This window comes from Rhodococcus sp. 4CII, assembly GCF_014256275.1.
Taxonomy (GTDB): Bacteria; Actinomycetota; Actinomycetes; order Mycobacteriales; family Mycobacteriaceae; genus Rhodococcus_F; species Rhodococcus_F wratislaviensis_A.
In genome coordinates this window covers 6962596-6979262 of sequence record NZ_JACCFE010000002.1, presented here as the reverse complement: position 1 = coordinate 6979262, position 16667 = coordinate 6962596, and the positions used below count along the sequence as shown (strand labels likewise).

General features: G+C 64.7%; 11 protein-coding genes and 3 pseudogenes. 11 read left to right on the top strand and 3 right to left on the bottom strand.

The window, feature by feature from the left end:
- Positions 1–4 precede the first annotated feature (4 nt).
- Positions 5–199 (top strand): annotated as a pseudogene (locus H0B43_RS41920) (hypothetical protein); the annotation flags it as partial.
- A 255-nt stretch (positions 200–454) separates the two neighbouring features.
- Here H0B43_RS41920 and H0B43_RS32970 read toward each other — a convergent pair.
- From H0B43_RS32970 to H0B43_RS43290, 3 genes and pseudogenes are all read right to left on the bottom strand, one after another.
- A pseudogene (locus H0B43_RS32970) lies at positions 455–986 on the bottom strand (IS110 family transposase); the annotation flags it as partial.
- Positions 987–1035: 49 nt separating this feature from the next.
- A complete protein-coding gene (locus H0B43_RS41915; RefSeq protein WP_252189667.1) occupies positions 1036–1563 on the bottom strand; it encodes an IclR family transcriptional regulator in 528 nt (175 codons plus the stop codon).
- Positions 1564–1650: 87 nt separating this feature from the next.
- Positions 1651–1824 (bottom strand): annotated as a pseudogene (locus H0B43_RS43290) (helix-turn-helix domain-containing protein); the annotation flags it as partial.
- Between the two features lie 185 nt (positions 1825–2009).
- Here H0B43_RS43290 and H0B43_RS32960 point away from each other — a divergent pair.
- From H0B43_RS32960 to H0B43_RS32915, 10 genes are all read left to right on the top strand, one after another.
- Positions 2010–3221 carry an FAD-dependent monooxygenase gene (locus H0B43_RS32960; RefSeq protein ID WP_185724117.1) on the top strand — a complete coding sequence of 404 codons (1212 nt, stop codon included), beginning with the start codon at positions 2010–2012 and terminating at the stop codon, positions 3219–3221.
- Positions 3218–4270 (top strand): maleylacetate reductase, encoded by a 1053-nt coding sequence (locus H0B43_RS32955; protein WP_185724118.1) that lies wholly within the window; start codon positions 3218–3220, stop codon positions 4268–4270. The genes H0B43_RS32960 and H0B43_RS32955 overlap by 4 nt, the downstream gene beginning before the upstream one ends.
- A 134-nt stretch (positions 4271–4404) precedes the next feature.
- Complete coding sequence (locus H0B43_RS32950) at positions 4405–5229, top strand: dioxygenase (protein ID WP_252189942.1); 825 nt, start codon at positions 4405–4407, stop codon at positions 5227–5229.
- A gap of 582 nt (positions 5230–5811) precedes the next feature.
- A complete protein-coding gene (locus H0B43_RS32945; RefSeq protein WP_185724120.1) occupies positions 5812–7425 on the top strand; it encodes an FAD-binding oxidoreductase in 1614 nt (537 codons plus the stop codon).
- A 249-nt stretch (positions 7426–7674) separates the two neighbouring features.
- Positions 7675–9474: an aldehyde dehydrogenase gene (locus H0B43_RS32940; RefSeq protein ID WP_252189668.1), complete on the top strand. Its 1800-nt coding sequence runs from the start codon at positions 7675–7677 to the stop codon at positions 9472–9474.
- A 77-nt stretch (positions 9475–9551) separates the two neighbouring features.
- Positions 9552–10601: a hypothetical protein gene (locus tag H0B43_RS32935; RefSeq protein ID WP_185724121.1), complete on the top strand. Its 1050-nt coding sequence runs from the start codon at positions 9552–9554 to the stop codon at positions 10599–10601.
- On the top strand, positions 10601–11605 hold the full coding sequence (locus H0B43_RS32930) for an alpha/beta fold hydrolase (protein ID WP_185724122.1): 1005 nt from the start codon (positions 10601–10603) through the stop codon (positions 11603–11605). The genes H0B43_RS32935 and H0B43_RS32930 overlap by 1 nt, the downstream gene beginning before the upstream one ends.
- A gap of 102 nt (positions 11606–11707) precedes the next feature.
- A complete protein-coding gene (locus tag H0B43_RS32925) occupies positions 11708–13462 on the top strand; it encodes a CocE/NonD family hydrolase (RefSeq protein ID WP_185724123.1) in 1755 nt (584 codons plus the stop codon).
- An 869-nt stretch (positions 13463–14331) separates the two neighbouring features.
- Positions 14332–14742: a nuclear transport factor 2 family protein gene (locus H0B43_RS32920; protein ID WP_185724124.1), complete on the top strand. Its 411-nt coding sequence runs from the start codon at positions 14332–14334 to the stop codon at positions 14740–14742.
- 262 nt (positions 14743–15004) lie between these two features.
- Positions 15005–16633 carry an AMP-binding protein gene (locus H0B43_RS32915; protein WP_185724125.1) on the top strand — a complete coding sequence of 543 codons (1629 nt, stop codon included), beginning with the start codon at positions 15005–15007 and terminating at the stop codon, positions 16631–16633.
- Positions 16634–16667: the final 34 nt, after the last annotated feature.

Sequence of the window (16667 nt, the reverse complement as noted above, 5' to 3'; positions counted from 1 at the left end):
CGTCTTCGACGCGAAACGCTACCCGAGGGATGAAACCCGTTGCGCACCTTGGCTCGACGGCGTTTCATCCACCGGACACGGCTTATTCCGGGCCGCGAGCCTGCCCGGACCGTCCCGGCGCGGCACGGTGCCCGCGCACCTGTTCGCCTACCAACTCGAATACGGGATCATTCCGCGGCTGGGGTGGTCCGGTGCCGACCTGGCACCGCACGCCCCGCAAGAGTGCGAAATCTCATTCGATGAGATCATGATAGTGGTTGCACCACAACCTTTTACGATGCCTAGTGACATAGTAACTGTTGTCGGCGAATAACTGGGACGAGCGTAAACAGGTGCAAGAAATCCGTCTCTCCGTCCGACCACGGCTCGTCTCACCAGAATCTGTCGACCCCTCGGGCGCCGATGGTGGTGGGTACACCGCGAACGACATCAACAACTGGGCGAATCCGATCCCGGCGGCGGTCGGGAACCGGCTGGCCCGCCCCGTTCGGCCGATCAGGCGAGCGACGGTCATCGGACCGATCCCGTCGACCTCCCGCAGTCGGGTGCCGTGCTCGTCGAGAGTTCGGGTCATCTGCTTCTCGTTCTCGGCGAGCCGATCATCGAGGCGCCGAATGTCGGCGATCAGAGCCTGGCACAGGCCGATGCGGATTCGGTCCACCTCGCTGCCGGAACAGGGCGTGAACTGATTGACGATGCGAGTTCGACTGTTGCGATTTGTTCGATGCTCATCGCGCAACGCCAGCACATCAGTTGGGCCCTCGGGGTCCACCGGGCGGGCGTCCCCCGGCAGGGCGACGACACACACGGCGGCGGCCGCGGCGATGCGGTCGTTCTTGCGCCGGCGTGCGGGAGAGTTGCCGGACCCGGCCGGTGGAGGTGGCCGGAACGTCGACAACGACCTCCCCGCGAACCAGCTGACACTGCGCCAGGTGATGGCCGAGTCCCTGGGCGTTCTCGACCGTCCACTGGCGCCTGGGCCATGCAACCAGTGCCGTGTAGTCCCGCCGGAGCGGTGTCACCAACGTCATGTCCTCATACAACCAGGCCCTCCCGGATACGTACTCCCGGCTGCCATCCGAGTCTTCGTGACAAACCGAGCCCACTGGTGATGACTGAGGGCAGCACAGCTTGCGGTTGTATGGAGCCAGACCGTACGACCACGGAAAGCGCGGCCACAACGCGGCCCTCCCTGTTGAGGACGCGGGTCGCGATCGAGTCGGCGCCATCGGTGAGTTCACCACGGACGAGCGCATAGCCGGTGCGGCGACATTCCGCCAACTCGCGGCGCAGGACTTGCGGGTCGGTCACCGTTTTGGCTGTATGTCGTTCCAGCTCGCCACTGATTACATCCTCGACCAACTGGCTGCCCGCGTGGCTCAGAAGGACCTTGCCGACCGCGGAGCAGTGCAACGGTAGCCGTCCACCCACCTGGGACACCAGCTCGACGGCGTGAACCGCGGAGAGGCGCTCGAGGACTACCGCTTCCTGGCCCTCGACGACAGCAAGCTGCACGTGTTGGTTGAGCGCTGTGAAGAGATCTTCCATGAACGGCTGCGCCATGGTGCGAAGCGATTCCGTCAGGGGTGAGAGTGTTCCGAGTTGCCACAGCCGCAGCCCTACGACATACCGACCGTCTGGGCGCTGGTCGAGGGCACCGGCCTTCACTAGTTCCAATACCAACCGGCGCGCCGTCGGGTGCGGTAGACCCGTCCTACGCGCCAGGTCCGCAAGGCTTAGATCCGGGGAGTCAGGCGTGAACGAGAACAGCAACTCCAACAGCCGCGAGCTGACGGTACGGCCCGGTTCGCTAGTTCTCGGCATGTCCTGCGCGCCCTGAGCCCATAGTGCCGATTTGGCGTCCACTTATGTTCGTTGAATGACACATGATGCCCATAAAGGTACGTCACCGGGGCAGTATGCGGATGTCGAAGGCCGCTCGCGCCGACTCTGTCCAGTTGACGGCGCGATGGGCGGCGCACTGTTCCAGGCATACAAGGAGCTTCGCAATGACAACACGCACCGGCAACACGCCGAGGATTGCCATCTTGGGTGGCGGGATCGGCGGCCTGGCAACCGCAGCGTTCCTGCGGCGAGAGGGGTTCGACGCCACGGTCTTTGAGCAGGCTCCCCGCATCGCCGAGGTCGGTGCGGGCTTGGTGGTCGCCCCCAACGCGGCACGCCAGCTGCGCTGCCTCGGCGTGCTCGAGGAGCTGGCCAAGAGTGTCGTCCGACTCGAGACCGGCTGGGAGTTCCGGCGCTGGCAGGACGGCACTGTCCTGTCTGTCGAGGACCTGGCATCGTCCTGCGAGCGGCTGTACGGCGAACACACCTACACGGCGCATCGGGCAGACCTGTTGGCCGCTATCCAGTCGCGGGTTTCTGCCGAGGCTGTGGTCCTCGGCCGCAAGTGTGTGCGCCTCGGAACAGGTGGCGGGAGCCTCCGTCTCGATTTCGCCGATGGCGAATCCGCGGAGGCTGACATCGTGATCGGCGCCGATGGGGTGCACTCGATCGTGCGGAACACGCTCTTCGGGGCGTCGCCGGCGGCCTATTCCGGCCTGTGTGCCTTCCGGGCCTTGGTGCCGGCGGACCAGGCACCAGAGTTCGCTCGACGTCCTGCTCAAACATTGTGGATCGGTCCGGGTCACCACTTGGTGCACTATCCGGTCTCCGGCGGTGAGTACATCAACCTGGTCGCTTTCGCTCCGGCCGGTGACTACACCACGGAATCATGGACTGCGACCGCGACGGTCGACGAGTTCCTTGCCGAGTTCGAGGGCTGGGACCCGCGCCTGACCGACCTGATCCGCGCCGCCGGCGTTCCGGGTCGCTGGGCACTGCTGGATCGGGAGCCCTTGACCCAGTGGTCCGAAGGCGGGGTGACTCTGCTCGGGGACGCCGCGCATCCCATGTTTCCGTTCTTCGCGCAGGGGGCTGCGCAGGCGATCGAGGATGCCGCGGTCCTGGCCCGGTGCCTCGCCGAAGGCGCCGATGACCCGGCGACCGCGCTGCGTCGTTACGAGAGCATCCGGATTCCCCGTACGACCAAGCTGCAAGCCGTCAGTCACATGAGGGCACAGATCAACCATCTGCCGGACGGGCCCGAGCAGCAGCGGCGCGACCAGTCCTTCGCACACGAGGATCCGCTGCTCGTGAATGGGTGGATCTACGGCTACGACCCGGAAGCGTCGTTCGTGGGGTCGGCGGTGGTGCGGTGAGGTTCCTTCACGCGTCCTTTTCCCAGCGTGTCGTGTTCGCGCTTGGTTCCGCACCGGAGGCCGTCGCGGCGGAAGTCGCGGCTCTGGGCGCCTGCCGCGTCATGCTCATCGCCTCGGATCGTGCGGCGGTGTTCGCGGATCCGATTGCTGCGCACGTGGCGGTGGTGCGGCGCCATGACGAAGTCGTCATGCATGTCCCTGTCGAGGTGGCCGAGCAGGCCCGAGCAGCGGCGGTGGAGAGTCGAGCCGATGTCGTGGTGACGGTCGGCGGCGGGTCGACGACCGGATTGGCTAAGGCTGTGGCTTTGACAACGCGGCTGCCGATTATCGCGGTGCCCACGACCTATGCCGGTTCGGAGGCGACCAACGTGTGGGGTCTGACCGAGGGTGGGACCAAGACGACCGGTGTTGATGAGAAGGTCCTGCCGCGCTCGATCGTTTATGACGCCGCCTTGCTGACATCGCTGCCAGCCGACATGGCCGTCGCCAGTGGGCTCAATGCGTTGGCGCACTGCATCGACTCGATGTGGGGCCCGCGGGTTGACCCGATCGATCAGGTGCTAGCGGGTGAGGGGATCCGGGCGCTGAGCGCAGGTCTTCCCAAGGTGGCCCTCGACGGCGGCGACATCGAGGGAATCGAGCAAACGCTCTACGGCGCCTACCTGGCTGCGATCGCGTTCACCTCTGCAGGATCGGGGATGCACCACAAGATCTGCCACGTGCTCGGTGGGATGTTCAACCTGCCCCATGCCCAGACCCACGCTGTCGTCTTACCCTATGTGCTCGCCTTCAACGCCCCCAACGCTCCTGAGGCAGAGCGGCGCATCGCAGCCGGGTTCGGATCGGCGGGGGCGATCGAGGGATTGGCGCAGCTGCGGGCGACGGTGAAGGCGCCGACCGCGTTGCGTGAGCACGGCATGCCGGAGGACGGCATCGCCAGGGCGATCGAGCCGATCCTGGCCGCGGTCCCCGACAACAACCCCACCCCCGTGACACCTGAGAACCTCGCTGCGCTGCTGCACGCCCTATGGAAAGGAGACCCGCCATGAGCAACACCCACGCCGACACCGAAAACCACCTCGTCGAACAAGGTTCGGCCCAGAACGGTACGCACGGGCTCGACCTACGGCAGGTCAGCCCCGAGCAGCGGGCTGTCGAGCAAAACCTGGTCGACACCGTCGTCATGAGCTTCCAGGCGTGCGAGGACCCGCGCGTGAAGGAGTTGATGGTCTGCCTCGTCAAGCATCTGCACTCCTTCATCCGAGAAACCCGGCTGACCGAGGAGGAGTGGGGGGCCGCGATCGACTTCCTTACCAGGGCCGGTCACATCACCGACGACGTGCGGCAGGAGTTCATCCTGCTCTCCGACACGTTGGGTGCGTCGATGCAGACAATCAATGTCAACAACCAGGCCTGCGCCAACGCCACCGAGGCCACCGTGTTCGGGCCGTTCTTCGTGAAGGACTCACCGAGCATCGAACTCGGTGGCGACATGTCCTTCGGCGCCCCGGGCGAACCGTGCTGGGTGGAAGGCACGGTCAGCGACACCGACGGTAACCCGCTCGCGGGTGCGCGGATCGAAATGTGGGAGGCCGACGAGGACGGGCTCTACGACGTGCAGTACGACGCCCACAAACGAGCTGCCCGGGCCCACCTGTTCACCGAGATCGACGGCAGTTACCGCTTCTGGGGGCTCACGCCCACCCCGTACCCGATTCCCGATGACGGACCAGTGGGCCAGATGCTCGCCGCCGTCGGACGTTCCCCCCTCCGGGCTGCCCACCTGCACTTCATGGTGAGCCATTCTGACGCCCGGACCTTGGTCACTCACATCTTCCCCGAAGGTGATCCCATCGGCTGGAAGGATTCCGTGTTCGGCGTCAAACAGTCCCTCATCAAGAATTTCGACCAGCAACCCGCCGGCACTGCGACGCCCGACGGCCGCAGCATCGACGGCACCTGGAGCAGAGTGCACTTCGACATCGTCCTTGCCCCAGGCTCCAGGTGACCTCCCATTGGTCGAGCCCCTGCTGCGCTATCGGCGCACAGGACCCACCAGGCGGGACAGCCGCCCGGTTCCGCCTTCAGGCGGGACGAGGCTGGATCTCGGCCAGGCCTCAGGGTGTGGCGTTGGCGGCGCGATCGCCGACGTCGAGATGCCGCGCGGCAAGACAGGGGTCCTGAGTCCGGTTGTGTCGCCACCGAACGGTGCACCGCACACCGAGGGCGGAGGTCAAACCCGGCGAATGGCGAAGGTCACCACCGCACGGCATCGCGGCCCCGCGTGTGGGAGACCTCGCTGACTGTAACCCGCACAACTTGGGGATGGCCACGCCGAGGGTGCCGACGCGGGTATCCGTCCTGACCAGCAACACCGCCAGCACCGGCGTTGACAAGCCTCCTTCACGCTGCGTCGACATTCTGAAAGCAGACAGCAAGAAGAGTGACCTCTGTTGGTCATTGAATGAAGTCTCGCTTTCCGATGTTGGAACTACCCCCCAGGATCAATCGGAGTGATCTCGGACACAGGAGAGTCGCCGAGCTGCCCGAACGTCACCAACCGTCATTCGCCCGGAGAAGGAACGAAACTATGACTGTCGTGTCAACCGAAACCGACCGGCCCGTCCCGCCGGGCCTCACCCAGCGAGATCTCGACCGAGCTCTCGCAGCAATTGCCCACGCGATCGGGGAGGCTAAGGTCGCCACGGACCTCGAGACATTGGCAGATTTCCGCGATCCCTATCAATTCCCTGGGTCGGAAACGAATCTCCCCTCGGGCGTCGTCAGCCCGAGCAGCGTCGAGGACGTGCAGGCCATCGTCCGACTCGCCAACGAGCACCGGATCCCTGTCTGGCCAATAGGTCGGGGGAAGAACAACGGATACGGCGGCGCCGCACCGCAGGTCCGTGGGTCGCTGATGCTGTCCTTCCGCAACATGAACAAGGTCTTGGAAATCAACGAGGAACTCGGCTACGCCGTCGTCGAGCCTGGCGTGAGCTGGTTCGACTTGCACGACGCCATCAAGGCCGGCGGACACAGTCTCGCCGCCTCCATCGTCGACATCGGCTGGGGTGGAGTTGTATCCAACACCCTCGACCACGGCATGACCTACATGCCGTACAGCCTTGACCAGGCTTCCCACTGTGGCTTCGAAGTCGTCCTCCCGAACGGTGAGCTGCTCCGCACAGGTTCGGGCGCCATGGAGAACAACCCGGCGTGGCCGCTCTACAAGCGCGGTCTCGGCCCAACTTCCACCGAGCTGTTCATGCAGTCCAATTTCGGCATCGTGACCAAGATGGGCTACTGGCTGATGCCGAAGCCTCAGATCTACATGCCCCTGTGGCTGCAGCTGTGGGACGACTCGCAGATGCCGGCCGTGGTCGACGTGTTACGCGGATTGATGCTCGACGGCACCATCAACATGCGTCCGCAGATCGTCAACACTCTCTGCGTGGCGTCCATGGTGACTGCGCGCGCGGACTGGTACGACGGACCCGGCGCGATGCCCGACTCGATCATCGACAAAATCGCCGAGGACCTGGGTATCGGGCGATGGATGATGCGCTTCGCCTTGTACGGCGACGAGTCCGTCGTCGACCACAATTTTGCGAAGATCAAGACGCGGTTCGAGTCCATCCCCACCGCCACGGTCACTGGTGAGAAGCACGGCCCCGAGGATTGGGAGACGTTGCCGAACCCGGGCGAGCGGGTCCAGATCGGAGTTCCAAGCATGGACCTCTACAAGATGGCCGGATGGTCGGGAGGGGACCAAGGCGGTCACGTCGATTTCTCGCCGGTCGTGCCGATGACCGCAAAGCATGTCAAAGCCGCTCAGGAGTTGTTCTCGTCGATGTGTATCGACGCAGGATTCGACTACGTCATGGGAATGCTGCCGATCAATGCTCGATCCGCCGCGATGGTGAACATGATCCCCTTCAACATCCAGGACGAGACGCAGGTCGAGGGGGCGTACGCGCACGCGAAGCACATGGTCGCCACGGCTGGGAAGTTGGGATACGGCGAGTACCGCGCCCATCTGGCGTTCATGGACCTCGCAGCGGACCAGTTCGGATTCAACGACCATGCCCAGCGACGATTCAACGAAGCCATCAAAGACACCTTGGATCCCAACGGGATCATCGCACCCGGCAAGTCTGGTATCTGGGGCACGCGGTTTCGTGAGGCCGGCTTCCCGCACCAGTAGCGGACAGCCTCCCCGCTCGAGCAGTACACCGGAACGGGTTGACAGCCGGGCCCGAGACCGTTTCGGACCGTCCTGGACGCTCTAGATCGGCCCAGGTGCGTCGCGCGGGTCGTGGCGACCAGTTCCCAACCCACGCACACGACCTCCGTGAGGGAGACGACATGTTCGCCGTCTATGCGCGCGAACCCAACTACGAAGCGCCACTGGCTTTTTTGGAGATGAGTATCCGAACCCGGCACCGTGCCTGGCATGACCGCGAACATCGATGATCGTGTCGTCGACATCGGCCAACGCGTACCCACCTTGCCGCTCTCGATGGAAGCACCCATCGCCCTGCGATCAGATGAGCCTGAGCCACTGCGATCGGAAATCTCGGTGCGATTGCGTCGAGGTGCCGGACATGGCAAAGGCCCAGATCATCCTCCCGTGCCGCAGCCATCGACGGGTCCTGACCTCCCGAATCCTCGCATTTGTTCATTCAATGAATTGCGTATTGCTCCCAGAAGTGACGTGCGACACGCTCACATCTACCACCGCGACAGAGCACAAGGGGAAGTTATGTCATCGAGCACGTCGGAGTCTGTGAGGACACCGGATATCACCACCTCAGAGCTTCTGATTGGTGGCGCCGCGACCCCCGCGGAAGGGGGCCGGTATTTCACGACGACCGAGGCCGTCACCGGGGCGCCGATCGCCGACGTGGCAGCAGCGTCCGTCGCCGATGCCGAGCGTGCCGTCGAAGCCGCGGCTGCGGCACTGCCGGAATGGGCCGCGGTGTCTCCGGGCAAGCGGCGAGCGATCCTGCAGCGTGCTGCTGCCTTGCTGGAGGAGCGGGCCAGTGAGCTCGTTCCGTTGATGGGACGGGAGATGGGCGCGACGGCTCCGTGGGCCGGGTTCAATGTTCACGTCGCGACCGGGATGGTGCAGGAGGCAGCAGCACAGACCTACGCGATGGTCGGGGACACGATCCCTTCCGATGTCCCCGGACTGTTCGCCATGGGTGTCCGCCAGCCAGCCGGCGTCGTGATCGGAATCGCTCCGTGGAATGCGCCCCTGATCCTCGGGGTGCGGGCCGTCGTGATGCCGCTGGCGTTTGGCAACACTGTGGTGCTCAAAGCCTCGGAGCAGGCGCCACTGACGCAAGCCATGATCGTGCGAACCTTCATCGATGCTGGTGTGCCGGCTGGGGTGATCAACTTGATTTCGAATGCCCCGGAAGATGCCCCGGATGTGGTCGAGGCATTGATCGCGCACCCGTCCACGGCGAGGGTGAACTTCACGGGTTCCACCAAGATCGGACGAGTCATCGGCGAGATCGCGGGCCGCCACCTCAAGCGCGTGGTGCTCGAACTCGGCGGGAAGGCGCCGATGCTGGTTCTCGCCGACGCGGACCTCGAGAAGGCAGCCGCGGCGGCCAACTTCGGCGCCTTCATGAACCAGGGTGAGATCTGCATGTCCACCGAGCGCCTGATCGTGGACACCGCGGTCGCCGACGCGTTCACCGACAAGCTGGTTGCCCGCGCCTCGCGGTTGACCGTCGGCGCCCCGGACGATCCTGGATCGCAGCTCGGACCATTGGTCCATGCCGGCGCACGAGACCACGTCATCGGCCTGATCGAGGATGCCAAGGCCAAGGGCGCCCAGGTTGTCTGCGGCGGGACCTACGACGGCCTCTACGTCCAGCCCACGGTGCTGCGGGGCGTCACGAGCGAGATGCGCATCTACGCCGAGGAGTCCTTCGGGCCCGTCGTGTCGATCATCGAGGTCGACGGCACCGAGGCAGCGATCGACAGTGCAAACGACAGCGAGTACGGGCTCTCCGCCGCGGTCTTCACCGAGAGCACCAGCACCGGGTTGCAGGTAGCCCAGCGGATCCGCTCCGGTATCTGCCACATCAATGGACCAACGGTCCACGACGAGGCTCACATGCCCTTTGGCGGCGTCGGTGCCAGCGGTTGGGGCCGGTTCGGGTCGAAAGCCGCACTCGAGGAATTTACCGAGTTGCGATGGATCACCGTCCAGACCGCAGATCGCCACTATCCGATCTAGTCAAGAACACGGGTCAGCCCCGACGACGTACGTCACCACCCTCGTCATTCATCAATGCCAGTCGAAGGATAGAAATCATGACCGTAACCGCCTCGAACACCCTCAACCCGCCGGTCGAGGTCCGCAGGGGCCCGCGGTGGATCAAGCGTCGTGTCCAGACGCTGGACCCGCAGCGGGACTACACCGAGATCGTCAAGTTGGGATCGCTGTTCCACGTCAACGACTTCGTCCTCGACTGGGCGTTCACCACGATCATGTGTCGTGCCACCAACGGGCACAGTGCCGTCGCGATCAACCGTGAAGGCACCGGCAAATTGGTCACCACGGCCGGCAACCGCTTCGATGACACCACGGACCACTTCTTGGTGTGGAACGAGTTCGGTCCCGACGCGCCGGAGACGAAGCGCTCGGTCGACATCATCAACGCGCTGCACGCCAAGTATCAGAAGCTCTACCCCTCTGCCTTCGACGACCTGCCGCTGTGGGTCTACGTCATCGCCTGGGAGGTGGCGGGTCTGTCGATCCTCGCCGAGGACTACCTGGGTCTGCCGAAGCTGGATCCCAAGCAACGAGAGGCCCGGGCGGTCTGGGGGCGCAAGCTCGCGGAGTCGTTCACGTACATCGATGGGGGACCACTGAGCGATGTCATGCCTCACCTCGAGACGTTCGAGGATTTCGTCGCCTTCGTCCATGAGTACGAGTCCCAGCCATGGGTGCCGGACGCGAACACGAAGGCATGTCACCAGGCGGTGCTGGACAAGTACGCCCAGCGCAACAAGCGTCTCCCGCGCCCGCTCACCGACGCTCTCGTCACGACGTTCTGGCACGACGGACAGTTCGAATGCAACGGCATCGAGCGTCCGAGTCCCTTCTGGCGAGCAGCCGCGAAGAACTACATGCGTGCCGTGCTCATCGGCACGCAGTTGAAGCCCTCGCCGAAGGAGTCCGCGGTCGAGAAGATGCTGCGCGAGGCGCGCGAGCAGAACAAGCGACTGGGCCCGATCATGCGTTCGTCCATCAGGGCCAGTGCTGCGGCGGATGAAACCCCTGCCACCTCGTCGGCCGGGTGCCCGATGGGTTTCGGCATGGTCGACGACGAGACGACCGAGAAGGAGTCCGGCGCCTGATGTCTCGGACGACGACCGCACCTCATCTCGCAGACAGCCCGGTCATCACATCGCGACGCGGTCAATTCTGGATCCCGGGTGACATCATCTCCACGGACCACGGCACAGTCCAGCGCGGCCCCATGTACGTGACCTGGGAGGCTCCCGAGCTAGTCACTCAACCGCATCCGGTGGTCCTCGTGCACGGCGGTGGTGGGCAGGGCTCAGAGTGGCTGTTCACATTGGATGGCAAACCGGGGTGGGCAGCCCACTTCGTCGCGGCGGGCTTTGCCACCTACGTAGTGGACCGACCTGGAATGGGGCGGTCGCCGTACAACCCCGAGGCAATCGGTCCGATGGGTGCTGCTTTCCCGTACGAAGCGGCTATCGGGCTCTTCGCGCCGCCCGCCCGGGCAGCAGAGCATACCCAGTGGCCCTACAGCCGAGAGATCGGAGGGCGGGAGCTGGACCAGTTGCTCGCCGGGCTCGGTCCCCTGCCCGCCGATCTGGCGGCGTCGCAGGAGCTCGATGCCGCTCGCATCGTGTCGCTGCTCGACGTCATCGGGCCGGCGGTACTGGTGACGCATTCTGCCGGTGGGCCAGCCGGATGGCTCGTCGCTGACAAGGCACCCGACCACGTCGTTGCGGTTGCCGCGATCGAGCCGATGGGACCTCCCTTCGCGCAGTTCCCTTTCGGCGCACTCGACTGGGGATTGACCACTGCCCCAATCACCTTCGCCCACGAGTTCCAGCGGGCCGAGGAAGTCCGAGATGCCGCACCGGCCGACCTTCAGATTCCGTCCTTCACCGACAAGCCCGTCGCGGTCTTCACAGCCAGTGCCTCACCATTTCGGGACTGGGCCCCTGCGACGGTGGCCTTCCTCAGCGCGGCAGGAGCGGGGGCGGCCTGGGTCGACCTGCAGGAGTCCGGCATCGTCGGAAACGGTCACGGCCTCATATTCGAGGCCAACGCGCACGAGACCGTGCGGCCCGTCATCGACTGGATCTCCCAGGTGCCCAGCTGAACCGCAACACCCGCACCGCCACGCATGAGCTCGCTGCGGCGCCGGTGAAAACCATCACCATCAGTCCAATAAAGCCACCAACTAGTTCAGGAAGCAGGAGAAATGACCGCAACCCGCAATGACGCGAGACCGTCGGCTTACCCAGCCGAGTGGGACGTCGAGTTCGGACCTGCCACACCTTTGCCCGAGGGGTACAAGATCGGTCGAGAGACCAGGCACCTGGAGGCCGGCTCGGTCCTCATCGAGGGCGGGAAGCCACTGCCCTGTGATGTGGTGTGGGAGCAAGACATCCCGATCACCCTGCGCGACGGTGTGGTGATCTACACCGACGTCCTCAGGCCAGCCGATCAGGACACCGACCTACCGGCCATCATCAGCTGGAGCGCGTACGGCAAGTCGATGCCGACCGAACCGCCCTGGGGTGTGCCGAGGGAAAACTTCTCGGGCCTGGCGAAATTCGAGGGGGCCGACGGCGCATTCTGGCTGGACAAGGGGTACGCGCTGGTCAACCCCGACGTCCGCGGAGCAGGCAAGTCCGGTGGTGACATCCAGTACTGGGGCTCGGTGGATGCGCACGATGGCTACGACGTCATCGAATGGGTGGCCGCGCAACCATGGAGCAACACCAAGGTCGCTCTGTACGGCGCCTCGTGGCTCGCGTTCACGCAGTGGGGCATCGCCGCCACGAAGCCGCCGCACCTCGCGGCCATCGCCCCATGGAACGGAATCTACGACCCCTTCCGCACCCACATGCGTTGGGGTGGCATCCCCGACCCGGGTTTCTTCGACTTCGTTCCCTTCATGATCCCCGGAGACACCAGCGGGATCGAGAAGATCGGAGACATGGCGCTGCGCGAGGGCCTGCTCAACGACTACTGGGAAGACAAGACCCCCGACCTGTCCGACGTCACGGTTCCAGCCTATGTCGTCGTCGACGGGGTCACCGGGCTGCACTCGATGGGCGGGCCGGAGGCGTTCCGGCGACTGGGGTCGAACGAGAAGTGGCTGCGGATCAACAACACCCAGGAGTGGCACGACCAGTACAGCGACTACTACCAGCAAGACGTCCTCCGCTTCTACGACCACTACCTGAAGGGCGCCGACAACGGCTGGCAGGACACCCCTCGGGTCCGGGCATGCATCATCAACGCCGGCGGTGAAGACCTCATCGACGTGCCGTTCGCCGAGTGGCCCGTCCCGGAGACCCGCTATGAGAAGCTCTATCTCGACGCCGGCAGCGGGCTCCTTGCAACGGCTCCACCGGAGCAGCCGTCGACATCCACCTATGCCGGTGCTGACGGATCAACCACGTTCACTTTCACCCTCACCGACGCCATGACGCTCGTCGGCTACATGTCAGTACGGCTCTGGGTCGAGGCCCAGGATGCCGACGACATGGACCTGTTCCTCCTCGTGGAGAAGCTTGACGCCGAAGGCAACCTACTGGCGCCGCATCGCGAGCACGCTGACACCTACCCCATCTCGCCGCCCGGCGCACCCGGGCGCCTGCGGGTGTCGATGCGCGAACTCGATCCGACGCTCTCGACGGACTTCCTACCCGTGCACGCATTCAGGGAGGCCAAGAAGTTGAGTCCGGGAGAGGTCGTCCCGATCGACATCGGCCTCACACCTCGGGCCTACCACTTCGAACCCGGTCAGCAGCTGCGCTTGACCGTGGCCGGCTGGAACGTCCGGGGTACCGGCGTGGACCTCGAGTCGACCGAGGACGGCCCCTTGCGTGCCGGTCGACAGTCCGCCATGAACCCGGCCGCGGACAACCACGGCTCCCACATCATCCATTCCGGCCCCGACCGACTCTCCTACATCACGGTCCCACTGATCGACATCCCGCACTAGAGGCACGTTCCCGGTCGAGGCAATGCATCTCGCCCCTCGACCGGGAACTGCCCGTCGAATAGTGCGGATGGGCGCCCGCCCGCCAGTACAGCGTGCAATACGCGACGTGACAGTCATGGTGAGGATCCAGGCGTTCCCCACCCCATACCGCCGAGGGCTTCCTCGGTACGGCCAGAGGTGAAAATCCCGTGAACACTCCCCCATGGCGCCAACGGCGCCGCGCCGGTTGGATCGAAGCCAACCGCAAACGCACCCATCCTGACAGCGAGGCGGAGCGCCTTATCGGGTTCGCCAGCATGTGGGCGCCGTTCGGGGGCGCTTCCGAGGAGGAAATCCTTATGCAGTTCGGTATGACGCGGCACCGGTTCCTCGAGCGACTGTGGCGGGTCATCCCAGAGTCCACCTGTTCCGAAGCCGAGATACACAGTTTGGTGAACGCATATACCCCCCAAGTAGGACGACATGTGGAACAGCCTTAACGACAATGACATCCGCGATTGTGCGGTTTCTCCGGGATCCGTTTGGAGGGCCCGCTCCGGAAAGCGGTGCGACCGCTTTCTCAATCGATATGAGCGAGTACAACTACAGGCTTAGGGGGGCCGCAAGATTCAGTTGGTCGACTCGAGCAAGGCACCACGTCTCCCGAGCACATTTAGGGGCTGGCGGCACTTACAGCGCTCACAGGTGAACCCCGCAAGAGGGTGTCACAGGACCTCACCCCGGTCTTGTGGTGGGTCACCGATGACAAGTCGACCGTCAAACTACTTCCCCCACCTTGCACCAGGCGAGGCGCGAATCACGTGCCTGTCGCCCCACTACACACCACCGCAATCTGCTGGTGTGTCCATCAAACTGAGAAAGGCTGCGCTGTGGGTACTATCGAGGACAACAAGAGGCTGGTGCAGGCGTTCATGGACACGGTCGTCAGCCAAGGACCCGAAGTCGCGTTCGACACGTACTGCGACGCCGAGAATTACACGCAACACAACCCGCGGCTCGTAAACGGACGTGAGGGCTTTCTGGAGTTCGGCCGCAACGTCAGCATGTGCAAGGGATTCACCCTGACCGTCCGCAAGATGTCGGCCGAGGACGACCTCGTCTGGGTACAGGCCGAGACCACCGGGTTCCATTGGTCCGACGAGCCCGATCCCGTCGATCCCGCCTCACTGAGACACGTGTTCATGGACATCTTCCGCATCGCCGAGGGCAAGCTGGTCGAGCACTGGGACGTCTACCAGCGCATACCTCCCTACACCGCCAGCGGTAACGACATGATCTGACGTACTGCGCATCTTTGGGGTCTCGTATGTCGTCTCGTCGAATTTCCACCGGCCCTGACCCATGACGTCGGTTTTTCGAGCTCATAACGCAGGGCTCGAGTCTGGCCGCCGCGTGCCGCGAAATTGGGCTCGGGAGGTCGACCGGACACATCGGGGATCATCACCACCGCGTACGCCGTTCGCGGTCCGCACCATCTCGCCGTGGCTTCGCTCCGAGCAGGAGCGGATCGGCGGCGGCGATCCCATCTTTTGAGGAGGAGCCATGTCTGCTCACCCGGATGTCCGTGTCGCTGAGATCCTCGGCGCGTTCACCTCTCCCGACGCCTCGGCGCCGGACCTCATGTGCGACCGCCACCCGGCTGATTCGGTGGTGTTCCGCTTCGTGGATGCAGACCTCGCCGAGACAGTCGTCACCTTCGGCGACCTGGCAGCAAGGTCGCGCAAGGTCGCATCCGTGCTGAGTAGTCACGGCGTAGGACCCGGCGACCGAGTGGCGACGCTCATGGGCAAACATGTCGACCTGCCGGCGGTCATCTTGGGTATTTGGCGCCTCGGAGCGGTGTACACACCGCTCTTCACGGCGTTCGCGGCGTCGGCCGTCGCCGACAGACTCGACCGGGGCGAGGTCTCGGTCGTTGTCACCGATACCGATCAGTTCGGCAAGGTCCCGACTGACCGCACCCGCCTCGTCGCCGGGGTCGGGCCGGACGCCGCTGCGCCCACCGGAGGCAGAAACCTCGCCCGGGAGCTGGCCGCGGCCGAGCCCTGGGACGGCGCGGCGCCGACCGGACCCGACGTCGAACTCACCCACATGTTCACCTCGGGGACGACCGGCAAACCGAAGACTGTTGTCCATCCGCTCTCGTACGCCGCCAGCTGGCAGGCCTACCTCGAGATCGGACTCGGGGTGGACAGTTCAGCCGTCTACTTCAACGCCGCCGACCCCGGCTGGGCCTACGGCCTGTATGCAGGAGTGGTCGCGCCGATGTGTGCAGGACTGACCAACATCATCTGTACCGCCAAGTTCGACGCCGACACGACCTGGCGGGTGCTCGAAGACCTCGAGGTCACCGACCTCGCCGCAGCACCAACCCTCTTCCGAGGCCTGCGGGTCAGCAGTACGCGAGCGAAACTTCCCCGCTTGCAGCGTCTCTCGAGCGCGGGAGAGCCCCTGACGCCCGACGTCTTTGCATGGGCCGAGCAGGAATGGGGTTTGCAGATCCACGACCACTTCGGGCAGACCGAGGTCGGCATGCCCGCCGGATTCCCTCACCATCCGGAAGCGGCGATCCCCGTGGAAGCTGCAACGATGGGCCGCAACTTCCCAGGGTGGTCACTGACTGCGCTGAGCCTGCATGAGGACGCCCCCGCCCCTACGGGCGAGGTCGGACGGCTGGCCGTCAGCATTCCCGGCAGCCCGTTCTTCACCTTCACTGGATATGGCGCCGACCGCTCGAACCGGGGTGACCGGTTCAGCAGTGATGGAGAGTACTACCTCAGCGGCGACCTGGTCACCATCGATGAGACCGGCCTCATCCACTTTTCCTCGCGCGACGACGACGTGATCCTGATGGCCGGCTACCGGATCGGCCCCTTCGACGTCGAAAGCGCCCTCGGCACGCACCCGGCCGTCCAGGAGTGCGCCGTAGTCGCTGCGCCGGACGAGATGCGAGGCGAGGTGATCCAGGCGTTCGTCGTGGTCACCCCCGAAACAGTCGCAGGCGAGGAACTGCTCAAGGAGCTACAGGACTGGGTCAAGAAGGAGTACGCCACCCACGCCTACCCACGACGCATCGAGTTCGTCACAGCGCTCCCGAAGACCCCGAGTGGCAAGGTGCAGCGGACGGTCCTTCGCAAAGGCCTCTCACCGATGGAGGCGACCGTTGACTGACACTCTCATCGTCTCCACGCTGCTGTTGATGGGC